The sequence below is a fragment of the Paenibacillus sp. FSL R5-0407 genome, assembly GCF_038009185.1.
In the GTDB taxonomy this organism is placed as follows: domain Bacteria; phylum Bacillota; class Bacilli; order Paenibacillales; family Paenibacillaceae; genus Fontibacillus; species Fontibacillus vini.
Window position 1 is genome coordinate 1,201,231 of the sequence record NZ_JBBPAX010000001.1, and the last position, 18,455, is coordinate 1,219,685.

The following is an 18,455-nucleotide window of genomic DNA, read 5'->3' on the forward strand; positions in this document are numbered from 1 at the left end:
CGAAAACGCATTCAATTAGGCTTATTCCATTATAATACATCTGACTGACAAAGGGTGATTGCCCTTCACAGTGAATACGGTTTTAAACGATGAAATACATACAAGAACAGCAAGCTTCATATCTTTAAATGAATTTTATCGTTCGTAAGTAGAGAAATTTGATTAGCTTGAACAGTGCATTATGCATCAAAAAGTTTGGGAAGGAGTTGTGCAGGATGTCTTCTCTTAAAGAAGAGGGTACACTCGCTATCGGTTCCGGCCGCATCTTGCTCTCGCTTGCTGAATCATGGTATGAATCCGGTTTGTCTGATCTCGTCGTTTATGTAACAAATAAAGAATCAACAGACACCGAAGAAAAAGAGGAGCCGGATTGGAGGGTAATCGTTCAGCCTTTTCAATTTATATTGTACGTTTCAGAGCATGGCGATTTGGACGAACTGCGGAGTATTCAGCTTGCTTGTATAGCGGAAAGGAAACAAATGCTCCCTGCCATCGTAATAAGAGGAATTGGAATGGCAGGTCCGTTGCTGCACCCTGACGGAGACGGCCAATGGGAGTCAGCATGGATGAGAATCCATTACTCCACTTTTCCCGAAAAGCAAACACCGGTGGTCTTCTCCACGGCGGCTATTGGAATCTTAACAAGTCTACTAGTTCATGTAAGGCTTAAAGACATTACGAATGAACATGAAATGGACTATAAGAATCATTGCTTCTTACTCGACCCCTTAACACTAACTGGAGACTGGCATTCTGTACTCTCACATCCTTTAGTATCCGGGTTTACCTTGGCCCATCCGGTGACGGATATAGCGCGTAGGCTGCTAATTAATCATGAAAAGATAAGTCCGGAGGTATGGTTTACGGCGTTCAACCAACTGACTTCCAGGGTAACCGGAATCTTTCATGCATGGGAAGAGTCGGACTTAATTCAGCTTCCGCTGGCACAGTGTCTTGTTCAACCTGTAGACCCCTTGCCCCAAGAATCTGAGCAGCTCTTACCTACCATTATCAGGAGTGGCCTGACGCATGTTGAGGCTCGGCGAGAATCGGGATTGGCTGGGTTAGAAGCTTATGTGACCCGCCTGATTCCGCGGATATTTACCAACTTACCTGATGATAAGCAAGAAAGAATCAGCATTGGAGCTGGATGCGATATTAATGAAGCCGTAGGCCGTGGGCTTAGGGCTTGTTTAACGAAAGAGTTAAGTAAGCGGATTGTGTCTGATGGACCGATTGTTGTTCAGCGTATTGCATGCCCGCAAATGGAAGACATCCGTAGTCAGTATTACTCAAAAGCATTAACCACCTTGGAAAGGGAACCTCTTATTGCAGTAGGTGAGCCGGTGTTCGGTTTTCCGACCGTCTGGGTCTGCGCAGATTCGTCATGGTATGGCAGCGTGGATCTTAGTTTCACGCATGCACTTCGCCAATCACTGCTGAAGGCACTGAGTATAACCGAGCCCACAGCGGTCCCTCCCCTTCTACAAAAAGGTCATGATGATTACAACTTTCCTATTTCTGAAGTCGGTGATCCTCCATGCTATAGTTCATTGATAGTCTCAGCCATGGAGACTCTTAAGCATTCGCATAAGTGCCTTGAGGTATTTGAAGTGCATAATGAATCGTTGTGGGGAAAAGGGCCGTTCGTAGCCTACGGTGTAGTTCTTGGAGAGGAGGAAACTTCATGAATTCTGTCGCTATTATTGGGGAGGGAACGCTTGCCGCAGCCGTATCTAAACTTTTATCTGAATACTCGCCTATTCAAAGAAAGGATTTTAGTGAAGAGATTCCCGCAGTAGACTTGGTCTTGGTGCTGAATGATGAGGATAACTCCTCCACGATTTATGAAGCTGAACAAAAGCTGACTTCACGGGGCATTCCATGGTTAAACGCCTATATATCTCTAGGGGAAGGAATCATAGGGCCGTTACGGGTTCCTGGAACGACCGGATGTTTCCAATGTGCAGAAACGCGATTATCCTTAGCGGGGAGCAATCGGAAAGAGGTCGAGGATTTACTTTTGAAGCTCGTGTCTGAAGATTATGTTTCCTCTAATACTGTTGAGATATCTCCGGCGGTTGCTTGTTATATGGCGCATATTATCTCCTCGGAAACGGATAAGGTCTTGCGAGGCGATAGAGCAAATACGGAAGAACATCTCTATTTGGTCAACTTGGATCATCTGAGCTGCTCGATCCATTATGTCATGCCGCTCGGGACTTGTTCCGTTTGCGGGCAATTGTCGGATGACTCCGCTGAATTAGCGGAAATATCACTACAGAAGTGCCTAAAGGTGGGCAACAGTTACCGATGCCGCTCAATAAGTGATTTAAAGAATGTTTTGCTTAGAGATTACTGGGACCGTCGTACCGGAATTTTTAACGATAAAAAGTGGGGGCTCGACTCTGTCTTTGCAATGGCCGGTGTAAACCTTCCGTTAGGTTTTTACGATGAGGTTACCGGGGGACGCTCACATTCTTATGTAGACAGCGAGCTTGCGGGGATCTTAGAAGGGCTGGAGCGTTATTGCGGCGTGACTCCTCGCGGCAAGCGAACCATCGTGCAGGGCAGCTATTCCCAACTTAAGGATACCGCCCTGGATCCAACTGTGGTAGGTCTTCATGCAGAGGAGCAGTACAATCAGCCTGACTTCCCTTTTAGCCCATATGATCCGGATGCTTCAATGGATTGGGTCTGGGGATATTCGTTTCTACATTCACGTCCCATTCTGGTTCCTGAACTGCTGGCCTATTATAGCATGGGGGAAGGAGAAGGATTTGTGTATGAGAACTCGAATGGGTGTGCTGTAGGAGGAAGCCTGGAAGAAGCTATTTTGTATGGGATTTTCGAAGTGGTTGAGAGAGATTCCTTTCTGCTGACCTGGTTTGCGAAACTCCATGCTCCCCGGCTTGACTATGATTCTTCTGGAGACCCGGAACTGATCCTGATGATTCAACGTTTACAAGCGGTTACTGGTTATGAAGTGAGCTTATACAACACCACGATGGAAAACGGAATTCCCAGCATATGGGCAATCGCAAAAGGAAACGCAGCACAAAACGTAAACCTCCTCTGCTCTGCTGGAGCTCATCTCGATCCAATTCGGGCAGCCAAGAGCGCCATACACGAGCTGGCGGGCATGATCCCGGCGGCGGAGAAGAGATTGAAGGAACGAAGACCAGAAGCCGAAGCTATGCTTGATGACTCGTTCCTTGTGCAGCAAATGGAAGACCACTCCCTGCTCTATAGCTTGCCACAGGCAGAAGAACGGCTTCATTTTTTAATCGATGAACAGAACCCCCTCCGAACTTTTGCAGAAGAGTTTCCTTCGATTCCTTGGCAGGAAGATTTAACAGAGGACTTAAAACAAATACTTCAAGTTTTCCTCAGTCTTCAGATGGATGTCATTGTTGTTGACCAGTCATCGAGCGAGACGCTACGCAATGGACTCCATTGTGTGAAGGTGCTTATACCGGGAATGTTACCCATGACATTTGGTCACCATCTTACCCGGCTTCATGGGCTAAATAGGGTATTGGACATACCGATGAAGTTAGGTTATACAGACCACAGGCTGACTCTGCAGGAGCTCAATCCATATCCGCATCCATTTCCTTAGGCAAGGGCAAAATTCTTAAGGCATTCGCCGTATTTCTAGACAGGAGTCCAATCCACCTGCCGTTTACATTCATACAATTTAGATATATACGGCGAAGGGGGGAAAATCGCAATGGGAGAACTGGGTGGAGTTGGCAGCTGTAGCTGCGCTGGCTTGTTTACAAGTACAGGTGTAATCCTCGTACTGTTCATTCTGCTGGTGATCGTTTCTCGTACATTCATCTAATTTTACAGTGGTACGATTATCGTTCCTTTGTTGATTAAATGAAAAGACAAGATCAGCAATCCATATGATTTCGTCAATAATCATTTTCGGGGATTGTTTATCTAGTTTATAAGGCTTAAGCGGTATCGATACCGCTTAAGCTTTTTCATTTGTCAGAAACCTTTCGTCACTAATTCGATTCTTTACCTTCAACAAATAAAGATTCATAATGCTCGTTATCTAAATAAATATTGAGTTTCCAAAGACCCGTCGAGGTCAGTTTAATTCCTGATGGCAACGATGTTGTTGCCCCTAAATTGGGAGCTAGCACAAGGGGATCCCATTCAAACAAAGTAACCTGCTCTCCGGTTTTGGCACTTATACCTTCGACTTTAAATGACTTTCCGATAAGGTTGTCTTCCTGATCCCAAAAATGCCAAACAACCTTCTGGGAGACCCCTACAGTAAGGGGTGCATCCGTTATTCCAAGCTTGTTTTCAATCCCTCTTAGGGTAAAACTTCTCTCTACACCTTGATCATCTGTATAAGGCACACCAAAAGTTGAACTTAGTTTCCAATCAGATTCATTATGTTCATTGCAGCCAGTGATAAGTCCGATAGCAAGTAATATAAACAGAAAAAGAATCTTCTTCATATTAGGTTCAACTCCTTAATAATCGGTATCTTTCAAAAGATTTTCCCATTCTTCTATTGATAATTTATTGGTTACATTTTTAAACTTTTCAGGGACACTTATAAAACACATCAATTCTAAACTGTTTCCATCCGGATCATCGAAATAAACGGAAGCATTCCCCTGATTTGGACGGATAAAAGGATGTACTGAATTTCTTTTGCCAAACGGTACAGGATCTATCTCGATAGCTTTTAGCCATTTTACGCTTTCTTTAAGATCTTCATAACTAACACGAAATGCTAAATGTCTTAGTGAGGGGTGATACGAAGTTTTATGTTCCTCTCCTTGCCATAAACCAATCCAACTCTTCCCCTTCTCAATCCAGAAGAAAGCTGTATCTTCATCTCTCCAGGCAAGTTCTAATCCTAATTTAGAGTAAAATTCGATGGATCTGTGTAAATTGCTAACAGGTAGATGTGCTTCGTACAATCCAAGTATCATGGTTTTCCCGCCCTTCTCCATATGAATTTCAAATTAAAGTTCAAATTAAAGTTCAAAAAAACTGCCAGTATAGCGATGCACCAGAGTGAACCCTAATCTTTCCGCAAGATTTTTAGAAGGTTCATTATCTAGTGAACAATCCCAATACAATGTAATAATCTTCTTGAGCTAACTCATGCATTAAGGGACCTCCTCTTCTTAAACTCCGTAGAGTCCTATTATTAACTTGAAACTTTTTCTGCTTTTGGTCTGAAGCTTTATTCCTTCTTTAAGATCAATAATCAAGACTCTTCTTCCTATCCATAATCTTAAATATACTGATTTCAATTTAAACGGTTTCACGATTCCTTTAATTTCGGTCTCTGTTCCATCTTCATGCTCCAGTTCCGTTCTGACGATCCACCTGTTGCCAAATCCAATCTCGATATACTTTTTCAACGATCTTCTCCTGAAATCATTCATTATTTTTGTATTCAACCAGCCAACAATCTCTATATTGTCCTTCGTGGTATTCATGTTTCTTAAGATATTTCTTCTTAATAAAACCGCATTTCTCATAAACCTTTAATGCCCTAGTGTTCCAGGCTTGAGGATCCATGACTACGATCTTTGCCTCTTTAACATTTATAAGATATTTGACGGTTTCTTTAATGAGTTGTGTTCCGATTCCCTGGTTCCAAAAAGAAGGTTCGCCAATGAACTGATCCATCCCATAAATCTTTCCGCTGAAATCTGTGTACCCGTACTTCTTAATCTCTTCCTCATCTATCACATAAAACTGCAGGTACCCTATGTCAATCGATCGATATTGGATGATACATTGGGTAATTCCATCCCTATCTTCGTAAAAATGCTCTTGAACTAACTCCTCATCATGAGCCCGATCGCGGCCTTCATAATATTGGAGTACTGTGGGATTAGAGAGCCACTTTACAAGTAAATCAGCATCTTCGAATTCAAGACTTCTTAGACATAATTCCTGATTTTGAAAAATGATCATGATTACCTCTCCTATTTGTTAATCCCGATGACTTGCTTCAGCTTCTAATAGTTTATACTGAACATCGAATTGTTCACCCTCATTCAATTCATCGATTAATTTGATAAGACCGGAACTTCCCACAATTGTGTACCAGCGTGAAACTTCGTAACATGCCAAATGATAATTAGTCCAAGCCTCGGCGTTTCCATAATGAAATGCTTGATGTGAGTCAAGCAGGCTATAATCAACAGGTATCTCGCCATTATTCGAATACTGCATCCATACCTTTTCGTAGTTGGAATATCTGCCGTCAACCATGGTTGCCAGACCTTCATCAAACCACACGGGGACTTTATTCTTATTATGTAATCTTTCTCTTAACTCTGCATGAGTGAATTCATGTGATATTACGCTAACATTTAACCCCTTTGGTCCAACAACGATATAATTCTTCCATGGATAGTAATAAGTTTGCCCCGTCGGATTTTCCGCATATTTCTTCAATGCTTGTTGACTAAGAGTGACTATTAAATAGGGAGAAGAAACTCTTTCACCAAAAACATCTGCCACTTTATCTTGTGAGGACATTACATATTCCAACAACTCCGTTCTTTCATCGCTCTTCAAATCAGGTTCCACATAAACATCTTTATCGATTTGCTCCATATTTGAATAATTAACGAACATGGCGTTAACTGGCTTTGCGTAAACCGTTAGAGAGAAAACAACAATTGAAAAAATGAACAGTCCTAAAATCAATCCGATAATTTTGCTTTTACTCTTTAAAAGCTTCACGCTTTTTCCCCCTTTATGAGATTTTATTGTAATGAATACTTATTTTCTCCAGTCATCAAAATGCTTCTCAAGAAATATGATTTCCTTCTCATAGTGAGCTAAATGGCCATCCTCCACCAGCTTAATAAATGCAGAATCTCCAGCCTCAGCTCGATCTGATAGAGTCGTACACATGAACTTAATACGAGTAATAACCCAATCTTTAAGATCAGCAGGAACTTCCATCCCGTACGAACTGAAAAATAATCCTATACGTCTCTTTCGCTCTGATGCATGACTTTCCCTGTCATAGCTGACAATTGCTCTATTATGATGATCCGGTGAAAACTCAGCAAGCGGAACAAATGTATACAATGTATAGGCAATATCCCACAAACGCGGACCTGGGCCAGCCATGTCAAAATCAATAATTCCTGCAGGCAGCTTATTATTAAATACAATATTATACAATGCAGCGTCGTTATGGCAAATGACTTCATGTAGGCTTTCATCAGGATAGTTGTTTATAGAGGGTTGTGAGGGTTTAACCCTACCGTTGCATCATGGTAAATTCTTAGCAACTTCCCCAAGCTTATTAAGACTTCATCAGACCACATGTATTCCTCAATTTCAGGATACTTATTACCTGGCGCATCGCCTTCAAGATAAGAAAGAATCTCCCTTCCTTGATCATCTTGCCCCAAATATCTTGGTGAATAAGTGAATTGCATCTTTTCAAGATGTTCAAGTAACTCATGTACGAAAGGATTAGGTTTCGCTTCTCGTCGTACGGTTTCTCCTGCCCTTACAACCTTATTTATATTTCCACCATTCATTGCTTCCTCATGTTCTGACAAATGGATCTCCTCCTCGAGCACTGATTGCTATAACGTTCTTGTATTCAAGAAACGACCCCAGCCATTAGATAGCTTTTATCTCAGGCTGGGGCGTTCAAAGCTCTTCATATAGTCGGTTACATCCTTTGGCTTTCTGAAAATAACAATATTCTTGCTCTGCTTGTACTTATCCAATATATTAATGATTTGCATTCTTTGTCTTTTCCTGAAATTCCATACGGACTTGATAAACTCATAATCGATTCTTTCCCGGCAATCTTTCCCCATGTATTCTCCGGTTTTACCATGATTCAAAATTCTCCTTTTGATTACCCGATAAATACATAGGAATCGTGAAAAATCAAAAAAGAAAACCGTATCCGCGAAAGATATCCTATAATCTATAGTCCTTGAATAGTTCCCATCCATAATATAAGTTTCTTGATGTAATAAATTCCTAAGAATTTCATCAAACTCTTGAGTACTACAACTGATCCATCCTGGCTTCCAGTAAAATAAGTCTAAATGAATTACGGGAATGTCAGATTTTTTGCCCAGTGTTGAAGAAAAAGTTGACTTGCCAGATCCAGGACATCCAATGACCAACGCTTTTTTCATTTCTTCCTCCAAAATAGCTTAAATCATCATCTTTTCTAATTATTCTTTGAATGTTAATCCTATCTCCTGCAAAGAAGTCCTTAGTTTAGGTAAAGATGCTGGTCCCATACCGTGGAATTTCAAAATCTCCTTTTCGCTATATGTGGAGAGAATTTGCAATGAGTTTATCCCATGGTGTTCCAACGCCCGTCTTGCCGGTCCGGAGAGCATTGAAAGAAATCCGTCAGCCGGTTTGCTGTTTTTCTCACAGATCGGGCAAGTGGGACAATCGCTGCTTTTATTATATTTATGACCTTGGCTGCACGTTCTTAAATCTTTATTTGAAGTATCCATTCTAACCATCACCTTTCCTCAAATCTCACAAATTCATTTTCACTTTTAGTTCTTTAAGAGCGTTAGGTTGATTTGTAATTATAAAATCCTTAATCATATTTGCGCATTCAGTTATCAAGTTATCACTTGTGTTCACTTCGAAATCATATCTGCTATGCTTATGAACCATTTCAAATTGGGCTTTGGCCAACCCTATTGGTCTGTCTCCTCTTTCCCGTTCTCTTCGTTCGAGTTCTTCAAGCGGACAATGGACACCAATATAAAATGTTTGTGTATTATGTAGCAGCTTAATGCATTCCTCTAACCACAATTGATCGATTAACACATGATCAACTATTACATTCTTTCCGATCCTGGAAAAAGCCATAATATAATGATGGAATAGAGATATCACTGGATTTTCTATCATCTCTTCATGTTCGATAGTTCTAATTTCATCCCTAGTTATCTGTTTACCAAACATACTCATCAACATATCATTTACACCTGCAATGGCATTATCGACAGAGAGGTATATGAAATCTTCATTCAGTATTTGCATTAACTCATTAGAAATACTGGTTTTGCCTGCACTCGAAGTGCCATTCAGGAAAATCACTGTCCCCGTATTCATCATATTAATCTCCCTTTTGGTTTCCCATTTAACCATCACTTAGTATTTCTTTTATTAACTTTATTTGTTCAGCCGGCAATCCCACTGGCCAATGATCTACTTCACAATAACAAATTTCGGATATTTCCGAACTCGGTTTAAAGGTTCCCTCGAGGATCTTCCCTTTAAATATCAGATCGACTCGATTCGGTCTTGTCCCATATATCGCTTTTGCTAGTCCAGCAATTTGCACTTTAAGTCCTGTTTCCTCACTGATTTCTCTCTCCAAGCCATCTTCAGGACTTTCTAATTCCATCCAGCCACCAGGGATTCCCCATGGTTTTTCTCTATATTCATGTTTAAGCAGTAGAATTTGTCCTTTATCATTTGTAATTATCCCCAATACTGCAACTAAAAACTTATGCTGCGCACGATAAACAATCCAATTCTTTAAACCGGTAAACGGCATGTGTTTATACATAGTAACAAGCCAATCTCTAGGGATCAGGTTAATTAATTTTGAAAACATAGTATACCTCTTTCGAATTTTTGGCGCCTAGTACTTATAACGATTCGATTAATCTGATGGTTGCTGCCCCTGCTTATCATTAAAAAACTCCTAGCAGACTATAGTTGCGCTGTCTCTCGCACCCTGATTTTTCAATTGCCGATCGTTTTTTTATCGACTTCTTTACTTCTCTGCGATCCATATAGTCCATCTATCTCTTTCATTTATATGTTGCAAGTGACCTATTTTAGTTTCTATGAATTTAACCAGATCCATTAATTCATCATCTGTCAATTCATGCAATATGGACCGTCCAGTTCTGTTTAATAAATCATCTCTTAGTTGGTCAAAATCATTGTAAGTTTTTCTTGTTTCCCAGTATTGGAATTCTTTTATCCTATGGAACCCTGTTTGTTCTAATACTGTTTTAACTTTATGACTGGAGTAGCGCCTAATGCTCTCTTTTTCAATTAATTTAGGATGCTTTTCAAAAAAGTAACCTCTGATATGCGTCTCACTTCCTGGAAGGGCACAATCTTCCGGTGTGCGATCTTGAATAATAAATATTCCATTTGGTTTAAGCACTCTGTTGGCTTCTTGGAAACATGCCGTAAGATCAGCAATGTGATGAATTAATGCTCGTTCTAACAAAATGTCAAATTGCTGCTCATTTAAATTTGTATCTAGGGCACTCCCTTGTATAAAACTGATATTATTTACATCTTTACAATTTTCTTTCGCACCTTTTAACATTTCCACGGAAAAGTCCATTGCTGTAACATGCGCTGCGCCTGACAAAGCAAATGCTTTGGAGTAAATACCTCCGCCACAACCAACGTCAAGTACATGTTTTCCTTTGAAATCAACATATTCTTCAATGGTCCGCAGCCATTGTTCTTCGGCTACACGAGTTGTATACGTTGATTGATTTCTACTGTCATGAAAATCGATCGGCATCTATTAACCACCCTTCATGCAACAAAACACACCTACCCTTGATAGCTATTATCTTAGGCAGGTGCGCTTGTTGTCTGAGCCTCTTCCATGATTATACAACTGATAATCACGGTGTTACAGCCTTGAAGCATGAATTAAATTTTTATTAAACCATTAAAGCTCCTTAGACAGTATCACTTCCTAGGGATCATTCTTTTGTAACAAACAGCCTATATCTTTGTACCCCAGTTTCCTATAAAAATGTTGAGAACCCTCGTATGCTGAGTAACGTGCCTATCTCTATTAATGATAAATTCATAATCAGAATCCAATGCCACATCTATCCTCATTCATTATTCTTCCAATAAAAAAATCAAACTATCACCCTGCTCTATTTGTCTACACCGATTCTTAGAAACTGCAATATGCTATATCAACCTTTGAAAAGGAGTGATATATTTGGCAAACAGTGATGTGCGTCTTGCTTTATGGTCAGGTACCAATTTTACGGGTCGTCGGATTCTCTTTAGACGCGGTGGGGTCGCAGTTCGTGATCTTGGAGCGTTCCGGTTTAACAACGCGCTGTCAAGCTTCAGGCTCAGAAACAATGTGCAAAGTTCCCAAGTAACACTGGTACTGTTTTCGGGTACTAACTTTCAAGGGTCCTTCCGCGTGTTCCGGGGCAGTCAAAATGTAGCTAACTTAGGCAATTTCAACTTCAATAACGTCACATCTTCGTTCATATTAGTTGGCCGCAATCTTACTAACTCGGAGATCGCTGAAATCCAAAGCACAGGTAGACCACCTAGAGACATTCTTGTTATAAGACAATAATTTCAAACGATTGGTACCCCAGCCTTGATAGCTCCTATCATAGGCTGGGGTATTTGTTTATCGCTTATATTCAGGCTGTTCCATAGCAATAGGATTCGGATTGCTGAGTACCCAACTTACCGCCAGTTCGCACAGTCTCGCAGGTTCATCATTACCATTTCCGTTATGTAGCTCTTGAGCTAATGTTGCTGCCTCCTGAAGTAAAGCAGGTTTTAATGGTGTACCCAAGCTAAAGTAATGTATCAAACTATTGAGCATTTTACGAAATTGGTTATCCCAATTAATACCGCCATTATCCAAAATTTCATATGACACTTTACCGGTGATCCGGATAACTTCACCCTGGACGGTTTTTGCATGTCCTTTTGAAGGAATAAGTAAATTCCAGAGTTCATTATGTTGTGCCTCCCATCCCTTTGTTGACACAGTTATTGGGGAGGCCCAGTCGTGCGTCTTCCGCTTCTCGACTGGTGGAACATCAAATAGCTCATATAGCCGTAAAAGTGCCTCATCGGTTTGTTTTAAATATTCCTTATTAAAGCCTTCTCTGTGAAACTCAAAGTCGTTTCCGATTCGTTTTACAGAGTCTTTCATTTCCTGTGTAATGGTTGTTCCAGCTTTAAGCAAAATATCGGCAACTTCCGCCACATTGACAATATCAGCGTTCCTGCACATTGCCAAAGCTTTTTCTAATGGAGTTTTGCCCATCTTATTTTTTGCGCCAATATTTGCTCCTTTAGTAACCAAGGTGAGAACCGCTTTTGGTTTAAAAGAACCTGCTGCGGCAAATAGGGGGGTCTCGTTTTGATAATCAACGGCTTCTATATCCGCACCCAAATCAAGCAGCAGCTCCGTATTACCACACCAACTCATTGCATGTTTGTGCAAAGGCGTTGCTCCGTAATTGTCTCTCGCATTTATATCTGCACCCTGTTCCACGAGCCAGCTAACCAATTCATTCGGTACTTGGTAAAAGCTCAAGGCTGTTGATTTACTATAACCGCCACGGGCATCCAGTTCGCATTTGGTAAACACCTCTTTTAATGCTGATATATCGCCTGCATCAATAAGCTCATCAAAATTTTTCGGTAAGTTTTTTTTCTTTTTACCCATATATGCTCTCTCTCCTCTAGTTGAGTGTTGTTTCCCTGCTTTCTTAAACGCAGTAGCGCCTTTCTAAGAAATCGCCCTCAATCTATCCTTTATTAAGGTTACTAATCCGTCTTGTTCATCTTTAGGGATCCACTCTACTAATCTTGCTGCAGCTATTGGTAAAACCCATTTATCAATTTCAGAGAAATCTTTTCCCGTAATAGAGAGGTATTTCTTTATGTATTCAGACTTCATCCTATTCCTTAGAAAATTAACGAAAGTTTTAATTATACCGGGAGTACCATCTGGCATCGAACCAAGGCTGAAAAGAAGAACAGTCCTAGCAACATCACCAGCGGGATTACCTGACATTCCAGTCATCCAATCAACAATCCAATAATCACCGTCAAATAGCACATTATCCGGATGAAAATCACCATGACAAAGCTTATTATCGTCAGGTAGACTTTCTAAATAATTGATTATCTTCACTTTCTCTTCTTCTGTAAGGAGTGGGGTAGCTTTTATGTTTCCACTAAGTACTAACTTCTGTTTTTTTAGTGCTCCAGCCGCATCATGAGTATGCAATTCAGAATGTAATGTCGCTAATGTTCTGGAATGTTTATTGATGGACCAAGGCTTCATAGTCATCATTTTTAGTAAAGTTAAACCAGATATACGTTGAAAAATAATACCCTGCGAGTCTGTAAAATAATTTGTGTAAACTCCCAATTCTACTAAAATGGAAAGTAATAGAAAGGTTGGGGGAACACATGGGACTTTGGACAAAAGAGCAATTACGAGCTTTCATTAAGGAGAACAAACTGGTAACGGCTCAAGATGCACAGAACGCTTTGAAAGAGTTGTTTGCAGAGACCATTCAAGAGATGTTGGAGGCAGAACTCGATACACATCTTGGATATGAGAAGCATGAAGTTAAAGCCAAAGTAACACCCAATAGCCGGAATGGCAAGAGTAAAAAGACAGTGGTTAGCGAGTACGGTGAGCAAGAAATCATGGTCCCTCGGGATCGTTTGGGTGAGTTTGAGCCCTTGGTTATACAGAAACATCAGAAGAATGTGACCGGAATCGAAGATCAGATTATAGCTCTTTACGCTAAAGGTGTCAGCACTCGGGAGATTCAGGATCATCTCCAAAATCTGTACGGAATCGAAGTCTCGCCTACACTCATATCCAATGTTACGAACAAAATCGTACCTCTCATCAAGGAATGGCAAAATCGGCCACTTCAAGGTGTCTACGCGGTCATATACATGGACGCGATTCATTTTAAAGTGAAACAGGACGGAGCTATTGTAAATAAAGCTGCATACATGGTGATCGGAATTGATCTGGATGGGAATAAGGATGTGCTGGGTATGTGGATTGGCGAGAACGAATCCAGCAAGTTCTGGCTCAGCGTACTCAATGACCTTCGAAATCGAGGGGTCCAAGATATCCTTATTATCTGTGTGGACAACCTAAGTGGCTTCTCTGAAGCGATTGCAGCTTGCTATCCAAAGACCGAAATCCAAAAGTGTATCATTCACCAGATCCGTAATTCCACTCGCTACGTATCGTACAAAGATCTTAAGAAAGTCACCGCTGACTTGAAGCCGATTTACAAAGCAGCCACGGAAGAAGGCGCCCTGCTTGAACTGGATCGGTTCGAGGAAGTTTGGGGCACCAAGTATCCGCTCATTGTTCGCTCTTGGAGAAACAACTGGGGAGAGCTCTCAACGTTTTTCAAATACCCGCCGGAGATCCGCAAACTCATCTATACTACCAACATGATTGAAAGCTACCACCGGCAGCTTCGTAAAGTGACCAAAGGAAAAAGCATTTTCCCTACCGATGAAGCCTTGCTTAAAATGCTCTACCTAGCCACAATGGATGTTACTCGTAAATGGACAGGTCGTGTCCAAAATTGGGGGCAAATGCTACTCCAGCTATCCGTCTTCTTTCCGGATCGCATCAGTAACTATTTACGTTAGAAACGCCAAATCCCCCTCGGGGGATTTGCTTGACAATGAGTTTACACAAAAATCTTGACAGACCCTACCCTGCCTACCGTTGATGTCCTTTAATTCGAACGGTTGGGGAGTATGAATACCAAGAGAATAAGCGAAGTTACTGATAAGAAATTCTTGATTTATGGCATCCTCTGGAAAATCCTTCTTATAAAGCTTTATGATTTTATCATCTTTATATTCGAAAATATCAGCCGTCCTACCCTGTCCAATATGGTTCAAGTTGATCCTCCTCGAGCAATCTGTTATTTACTATCATCACTTCTTCTCATATAAATTAATTTTCCACCCGTTACTCCAATTTAAGAGCTTTATATGTTTATATCCGAGAGCAAGATAATATTGGTTCAATCTAGCATTCTCAGCCATACAATCAAGTCTAATGCCCTTACCTGAACCCCTAATATAATCTTCAGCCCAAGTAATTAATTGTCTTCCTATTCCCCTCGAGATATGGTTTCTATTTACCGCAAATCTATGTATATATCCTGATTCGTTATTATCAAGCTCTCCCCATAAAACAGGATTCGACCAACAAATATATATTGTTCCTACGACTTCTTCATTCAATCGAGCTAAATAAAACTCATACCCTTTGCTGAAGCATTCATGAACTTGATTAATATTAAAATCATCCGGATTCCATTGATTAATTCCTTTTAATTGTAACCATTCAGCAGATCCTCTCCAAAGATCAAGGATGACCTGACTATCCTCTTCTGTTGCCCGGTGAACTTCGATCTGAATATTTGAATTTTTAATTTCCATCGAATCCCTCCCTTACGGCCCAACACTAAAACCTTCGATTTCTTTTTTCATCCAGATATATATCTAATGCTTCGATCGCACTTATTCCCGATGCGTGAACATGCTGTTAGATGATGCCTTCGGCTTAAGTGAAATACTATCAAATATTCATCTCGTCATTAAACTCAATACAAAATGGCTGAATTTCAGGGTTTAAACAAAACTCTATTCTTTGTCTAAAGTTCTTCCAACTAACCATTACTAGTGCCTCTTCTATTGGGAAAAATCCGGAATCCAAGCTCTCCACTGTTGTTATTAGTTCCCCACCAATCGGCTTCGCTAAAAATAAAGTATTACAAATGGAATTTCCAGTGTTCTGAAAAATCCCACAGAATTTTATGATTTCTATGTCTATTCCTGACTCTTCTTTTGTTTCTCTGATTGCTGCCTGTGTAAGGGACTCCCCAACTTCAACTTGTCCTCCAGGCATTTCCCAACCTCTTCTTGGTCCTTTAATAAGCAGCAATTCATTCTTATCATTAATTACAACGGCAGCTGCAGAAACGATATGTTTTGGAGGATTCATCATTTACTCCTTTAAAAGTTTTTTATTTTTAATTTTTATATGCTATCCTCAGGTTTCATCTTACGCCTTTGTATGCACGAAAAGACCCAGCCGTTAGATAGCTCTTATCGTAGGCTGGGTCATTTGTTGTCTGAGCTGCTTCCATGATTATATAACGTAAATACGCTTAATACTCACCATTGTATTCAACAAAACTTGTTTTTTTAAATCTTTCTATATGATAGGGCATATATTTATTCTTTGAATCAGGAGATAAATTGTCAATGAAACTGATTGCAGCATCAACTATTTCATCGGTACTAAATACATCCTCATCTAAAAAGCCACTTAACAGAGCTGAGTGTTCGCCCTTATTTTTAATAAGCAGATATCCATAACCAGGATCTACAAAAACCAAATTAATAATATCACTCTCTTCTTGCTCCCTGGTTCTATCATAAAATCTAATAATAATATCTTGATTATGATAAAAAGTATCAACATCACACGTAAAACCTTCGTGGATAAACTCCATTTTTCAAATCTCTTCTTTTTGTTTTTCTCTTATTCTTGCTAATGCTCTTTTGGCTGCTAATTTCCCATTATGCATCCCATTTTTGGAAACCTCTAATAACTTTTCTCTGGCTGGAATGTATCTATGATAACCAATCATCTCACATGCTCTCTCTTGAACATACATATCTTCATCATCTAAATATTTTATTAATGATTCAAGATGTTTTATTGGTGTCAAAGCCATGATTGAAAATATATACTGACAACGAATATCATCATTTTCGAGTTGGTTAGAACTTATCAAATTGTTTAACTCATCAATACAACTGAGGTCTTCATCCATATCAGTACTACTAATTTCAATTTCTGAAGGATAGTCTTTCTCCACTTCTTCCCAATCAAAGTTAGGATGCAGTTCTAGTTTAGTTATAAATGAACTTATACTTCTAAAACCTGGCGATAAATCCGTTTCTTCATGATTGATATAACATATCCTGTATTTGCATGCACCCTGAATATATAAGCCTATATAGTTCGAATTATCATCTGTCCATAAAGGAATTATATCTTGATAAACCTCAATTTCAGACATAAACTCTGCTACTTCAATTATTTCGTCATTTTCCATTAATCTTAAAAAGAAAATTTGATCCTTCTGTTTCTTTTTGTGAGTTTCTAATTCCTCAACTAATTCAACAGGTAATGTGATGTTGAGTTTTTTTAAAAGATCTATAAACATAAATCCGCTCCTTAAAAAATGACTTCTCCCCATTACACGTTATGGCCGGCCGATTAACTATTATAGATACAGCCTATCGGTTTAATCGGTTACAAATATTGGTTATTGATTTAGTTTTACTATACCATGAAGTTAAAATAAGTAAGGGGCTGATTATATGATGAATGACAAGTTCGACATAAAACAGCAATTTAATAATATATCCTCTAAGTACGACGAGCAAAGAAAAAAACTGATCCCTTGCTTTGAAGATCTCTATGGAACTGCTACTGCTTTAGCTGTTACAAAGAATGATTCTCCAACCGTCCTGGATTTAGGTGCAGGAACTGGACTCTTATCCAGTTTTATTCTTCAAAAATACCCCAAGTCAAAACTGACACTGATTGATCTATCTGAGGGTATGCTTGAAATTGCTAAAACAAGATTCAGTGTTCACTCGAACATTAAGTATTTCGCAAGTGACTACACGCAATTCGAATACAGTTAAAATTTGATTTGGTAATATCGTCACTCTCTATACACCACTTGACCGATAATGAAAAACAAGAATTATTTCAGAAGTTGTATTCCATTATGAACCCAGGCAGCATATTCATAAATGTTGATCAAGTGCTCGGAACCACCGAGTACTTAGATAACCTATACAAAGCGGATTGGCTAAATTACATTCATAATTCTGGACTTGACCAAACCGAGATCTCATCTGCCATTGAGAGAACAAAACTTGATAGAATGTCTACACTTGATCAACAGTTACAATGGCTAACTGACGCTGGGTTCTCAGAAGCGGATTGTATTTACAAATACAATAATTTTGTTGTAATGTTCGCTAGAAAAATGGATTAAGTAAAAAGGTAGCTATATATCGTTTTCGAAAAATGACCCAGCCTTAGATAATTCCGATCTTAGGCAGGGTCATTTGTTGCCTGAGCTTCTTCATGATTTATACATCTACAAACTATGTTTCTCTTCCTTGAGGTATCCTTCTCATAAAACGTTCTGAATCTCTCTCAAAACCATATTGCTCATATAATCCATGGGCATCTAGGGTCCCCAGTATTCCTGTCATCCATTCATATTCTTCTGACTTAGTAATAATTTCAATCAGTTTCTTTCCGATGCCTTGCCCCTGATACTCTTTTATTACAAATACATCACATAAGTAATAAACTGTTGCCTCGTCGGTGACCACCCGTGCAAATCCTATTTGCTTTTCATTATGGTACACTCCATAGCAATGTGAGTTGTCAATAGATTTTAATATACGCTCTGGTGTTCTTCTGTTAGCCCAGTAACTTTGGGCCAAGTAGTCCAGAACTACTTGCCTATTTATTTTCTCCTTTTCATCCGTTATTAGATATTCTTTGAAAAAGACCTCCACAAGAATCC

The 18,455-nt window shown here is 39.7% G+C and carries 27 protein-coding genes and 1 pseudogene; 6 read left to right on the plus strand and 22 right to left on the minus strand.

The features are described 5' to 3' along the window. The first annotated feature begins 215 nt into the window (after window positions 1-215). From NYE70_RS05850 to NYE70_RS05860, 3 genes are all read left to right on the plus strand, one after another. Complete coding sequence (locus NYE70_RS05850; RefSeq protein ID WP_341045345.1) at window positions 216-1,691, plus strand: hypothetical protein; 1,476 nt, start codon at window positions 216-218, stop codon at window positions 1,689-1,691. Further along, the gene (locus NYE70_RS05855; RefSeq protein ID WP_341045346.1) at window positions 1,688-3,622 is read left to right on the plus strand and encodes a TOMM precursor leader peptide-binding protein; all 1,935 of its coding nucleotides are present in this window, start codon (window positions 1,688-1,690) and stop codon (window positions 3,620-3,622) included. Before NYE70_RS05850 ends, NYE70_RS05855 begins: the two co-directional genes overlap by 4 nt. Before the next feature lie 111 nt (window positions 3,623-3,733). Next, window positions 3,734-3,847: a YjcZ family sporulation protein gene (locus NYE70_RS05860; RefSeq protein WP_244861524.1), complete on the plus strand. Its 114-nt coding sequence runs from the start codon at window positions 3,734-3,736 to the stop codon at window positions 3,845-3,847. A gap of 169 nt (window positions 3,848-4,016) precedes the next feature. Here the strand turns inward: NYE70_RS05860 and NYE70_RS05865 are convergent, their stop codons facing one another. The 14 genes and pseudogenes from NYE70_RS05865 to NYE70_RS05930 form a co-directional block, all read right to left on the minus strand. Continuing rightward, window positions 4,017-4,481, minus strand: a complete 465-nt coding sequence (locus NYE70_RS05865; RefSeq protein WP_290408689.1) for a DUF4871 domain-containing protein — start codon at window positions 4,479-4,481, stop codon at window positions 4,017-4,019. A 15-nt stretch (window positions 4,482-4,496) separates the two neighbouring features. Continuing rightward, window positions 4,497-4,964, minus strand: a complete 468-nt coding sequence (locus NYE70_RS05870) for a VOC family protein (RefSeq protein ID WP_290408688.1) — start codon at window positions 4,962-4,964, stop codon at window positions 4,497-4,499. Window positions 4,965-5,009: 45 nt separating this feature from the next. Continuing rightward, window positions 5,010-5,123, minus strand: a complete 114-nt coding sequence (locus tag NYE70_RS05875) for a GNAT family N-acetyltransferase (protein WP_341047526.1) — start codon at window positions 5,121-5,123, stop codon at window positions 5,010-5,012. A 39-nt stretch (window positions 5,124-5,162) separates the two neighbouring features. Then, window positions 5,163-5,402, minus strand: a complete 240-nt coding sequence (locus NYE70_RS05880) for a DUF3977 family protein (RefSeq protein WP_244861523.1) — start codon at window positions 5,400-5,402, stop codon at window positions 5,163-5,165. Window positions 5,403-5,418: 16 nt separating this feature from the next. Further along, window positions 5,419-5,964 carry a GNAT family N-acetyltransferase gene (locus NYE70_RS05885; protein WP_290408687.1) on the minus strand — a complete coding sequence of 182 codons (546 nt, stop codon included), beginning with the start codon at window positions 5,962-5,964 and terminating at the stop codon, window positions 5,419-5,421. Between the two features lie 18 nt (window positions 5,965-5,982). Continuing rightward, window positions 5,983-6,741 carry a hypothetical protein gene (locus NYE70_RS05890; RefSeq protein ID WP_290408686.1) on the minus strand — a complete coding sequence of 253 codons (759 nt, stop codon included), beginning with the start codon at window positions 6,739-6,741 and terminating at the stop codon, window positions 5,983-5,985. A 39-nt stretch (window positions 6,742-6,780) separates the two neighbouring features. Beyond that, on the minus strand, window positions 6,781-7,191 hold the full coding sequence (locus tag NYE70_RS05895; RefSeq protein WP_290408685.1) for a phosphotransferase: 411 nt from the start codon (window positions 7,189-7,191) through the stop codon (window positions 6,781-6,783). 53 nt (window positions 7,192-7,244) lie between these two features. Next, window positions 7,245-7,577: a hypothetical protein gene (locus NYE70_RS05900; RefSeq protein WP_341045350.1), complete on the minus strand. Its 333-nt coding sequence runs from the start codon at window positions 7,575-7,577 to the stop codon at window positions 7,245-7,247. Window positions 7,578-7,652: 75 nt separating this feature from the next. Further along, the gene (locus tag NYE70_RS05905) at window positions 7,653-8,174 is read right to left on the minus strand and encodes an AAA family ATPase (protein ID WP_290408683.1); all 522 of its coding nucleotides are present in this window, start codon (window positions 8,172-8,174) and stop codon (window positions 7,653-7,655) included. Window positions 8,175-8,213: 39 nt separating this feature from the next. After that, window positions 8,214-8,507, minus strand: a complete 294-nt coding sequence (locus NYE70_RS05910; RefSeq protein ID WP_290408682.1) for an RNA polymerase alpha subunit C-terminal domain-containing protein — start codon at window positions 8,505-8,507, stop codon at window positions 8,214-8,216. 25 nt (window positions 8,508-8,532) lie between these two features. Further along, a complete protein-coding gene (locus NYE70_RS05915; protein ID WP_341047528.1) occupies window positions 8,533-9,156 on the minus strand; it encodes a chloramphenicol phosphotransferase CPT family protein in 624 nt (207 codons plus the stop codon). After that, entirely contained in the window at window positions 9,149-9,628 is a 480-nt protein-coding gene (locus NYE70_RS05920; RefSeq protein ID WP_290408680.1) for an NUDIX hydrolase, read from the minus strand. Before NYE70_RS05920 ends, NYE70_RS05915 begins: the two co-directional genes overlap by 8 nt. 162 nt (window positions 9,629-9,790) lie before the next feature. Further along, window positions 9,791-10,564, minus strand: coding sequence for a class I SAM-dependent methyltransferase (locus tag NYE70_RS05925; RefSeq protein ID WP_341045351.1), 774 nt, complete (start codon window positions 10,562-10,564; stop codon window positions 9,791-9,793). 180 nt (window positions 10,565-10,744) lie between these two features. Further along, window positions 10,745-10,819 (minus strand): annotated as a pseudogene (locus NYE70_RS05930) (GNAT family N-acetyltransferase); the annotation flags it as partial. Between the two features lie 183 nt (window positions 10,820-11,002). Here NYE70_RS05930 and NYE70_RS05935 point away from each other — a divergent pair. Continuing rightward, the gene (locus NYE70_RS05935; RefSeq protein WP_306434221.1) at window positions 11,003-11,377 is read left to right on the plus strand and encodes a hypothetical protein; all 375 of its coding nucleotides are present in this window, start codon (window positions 11,003-11,005) and stop codon (window positions 11,375-11,377) included. A 57-nt stretch (window positions 11,378-11,434) separates the two neighbouring features. On the opposite strand, the gene NYE70_RS05940 is transcribed toward NYE70_RS05935, so the two are convergent. After that, entirely contained in the window at window positions 11,435-12,490 is a 1,056-nt protein-coding gene (locus NYE70_RS05940; RefSeq protein ID WP_341045352.1) for an ankyrin repeat domain-containing protein, read from the minus strand. A gap of 63 nt (window positions 12,491-12,553) precedes the next feature. Next, on the minus strand, window positions 12,554-13,114 hold the full coding sequence (locus NYE70_RS05945; RefSeq protein ID WP_341045353.1) for a phosphotransferase: 561 nt from the start codon (window positions 13,112-13,114) through the stop codon (window positions 12,554-12,556). Between the two features lie 128 nt (window positions 13,115-13,242). Between NYE70_RS05945 and NYE70_RS05950 the strand changes: the two genes are divergently transcribed. Further along, window positions 13,243-14,463 carry an IS256 family transposase gene (locus NYE70_RS05950; protein ID WP_211020084.1) on the plus strand — a complete coding sequence of 407 codons (1,221 nt, stop codon included), beginning with the start codon at window positions 13,243-13,245 and terminating at the stop codon, window positions 14,461-14,463. On the opposite strand, the gene NYE70_RS05955 is transcribed toward NYE70_RS05950, so the two are convergent. The 5 genes from NYE70_RS05955 to NYE70_RS05975 all read right to left on the minus strand — a co-directional run bounded on the left by NYE70_RS05955 (window position 14,455) and on the right by NYE70_RS05975 (window position 17,066). Next, window positions 14,455-14,721, minus strand: a complete 267-nt coding sequence (locus NYE70_RS05955) for a hypothetical protein (RefSeq protein WP_341045354.1) — start codon at window positions 14,719-14,721, stop codon at window positions 14,455-14,457. The two genes, NYE70_RS05950 and NYE70_RS05955, sit on opposite strands and share 9 nt — an antisense overlap. A gap of 36 nt (window positions 14,722-14,757) precedes the next feature. Next, window positions 14,758-15,267 (minus strand): GNAT family N-acetyltransferase, encoded by a 510-nt coding sequence (locus NYE70_RS05960; RefSeq protein ID WP_341045355.1) that lies wholly within the window; start codon window positions 15,265-15,267, stop codon window positions 14,758-14,760. Window positions 15,268-15,406: 139 nt separating this feature from the next. Beyond that, window positions 15,407-15,832, minus strand: a complete 426-nt coding sequence (locus NYE70_RS05965; RefSeq protein ID WP_341047529.1) for an NUDIX hydrolase — start codon at window positions 15,830-15,832, stop codon at window positions 15,407-15,409. A gap of 166 nt (window positions 15,833-15,998) precedes the next feature. After that, on the minus strand, window positions 15,999-16,346 hold the full coding sequence (locus NYE70_RS05970) for a hypothetical protein (protein WP_341045356.1): 348 nt from the start codon (window positions 16,344-16,346) through the stop codon (window positions 15,999-16,001). 3 nt (window positions 16,347-16,349) lie between these two features. After that, window positions 16,350-17,066 carry a HEAT repeat domain-containing protein gene (locus NYE70_RS05975; protein ID WP_341045357.1) on the minus strand — a complete coding sequence of 239 codons (717 nt, stop codon included), beginning with the start codon at window positions 17,064-17,066 and terminating at the stop codon, window positions 16,350-16,352. Window positions 17,067-17,223: 157 nt separating this feature from the next. On the opposite strand from NYE70_RS05975, the gene NYE70_RS05980 reads away from it, so the two are divergent. Then, complete coding sequence (locus NYE70_RS05980; RefSeq protein ID WP_341045358.1) at window positions 17,224-17,553, plus strand: class I SAM-dependent methyltransferase; 330 nt, start codon at window positions 17,224-17,226, stop codon at window positions 17,551-17,553. Between the two features lie 471 nt (window positions 17,554-18,024). Here the strand turns inward: NYE70_RS05980 and NYE70_RS05985 are convergent, their stop codons facing one another. Continuing rightward, complete coding sequence (locus NYE70_RS05985) at window positions 18,025-18,447, minus strand: GNAT family N-acetyltransferase (RefSeq protein ID WP_341045360.1); 423 nt, start codon at window positions 18,445-18,447, stop codon at window positions 18,025-18,027. Between the last annotated feature and the right edge of the window lie 8 nt (window positions 18,448-18,455).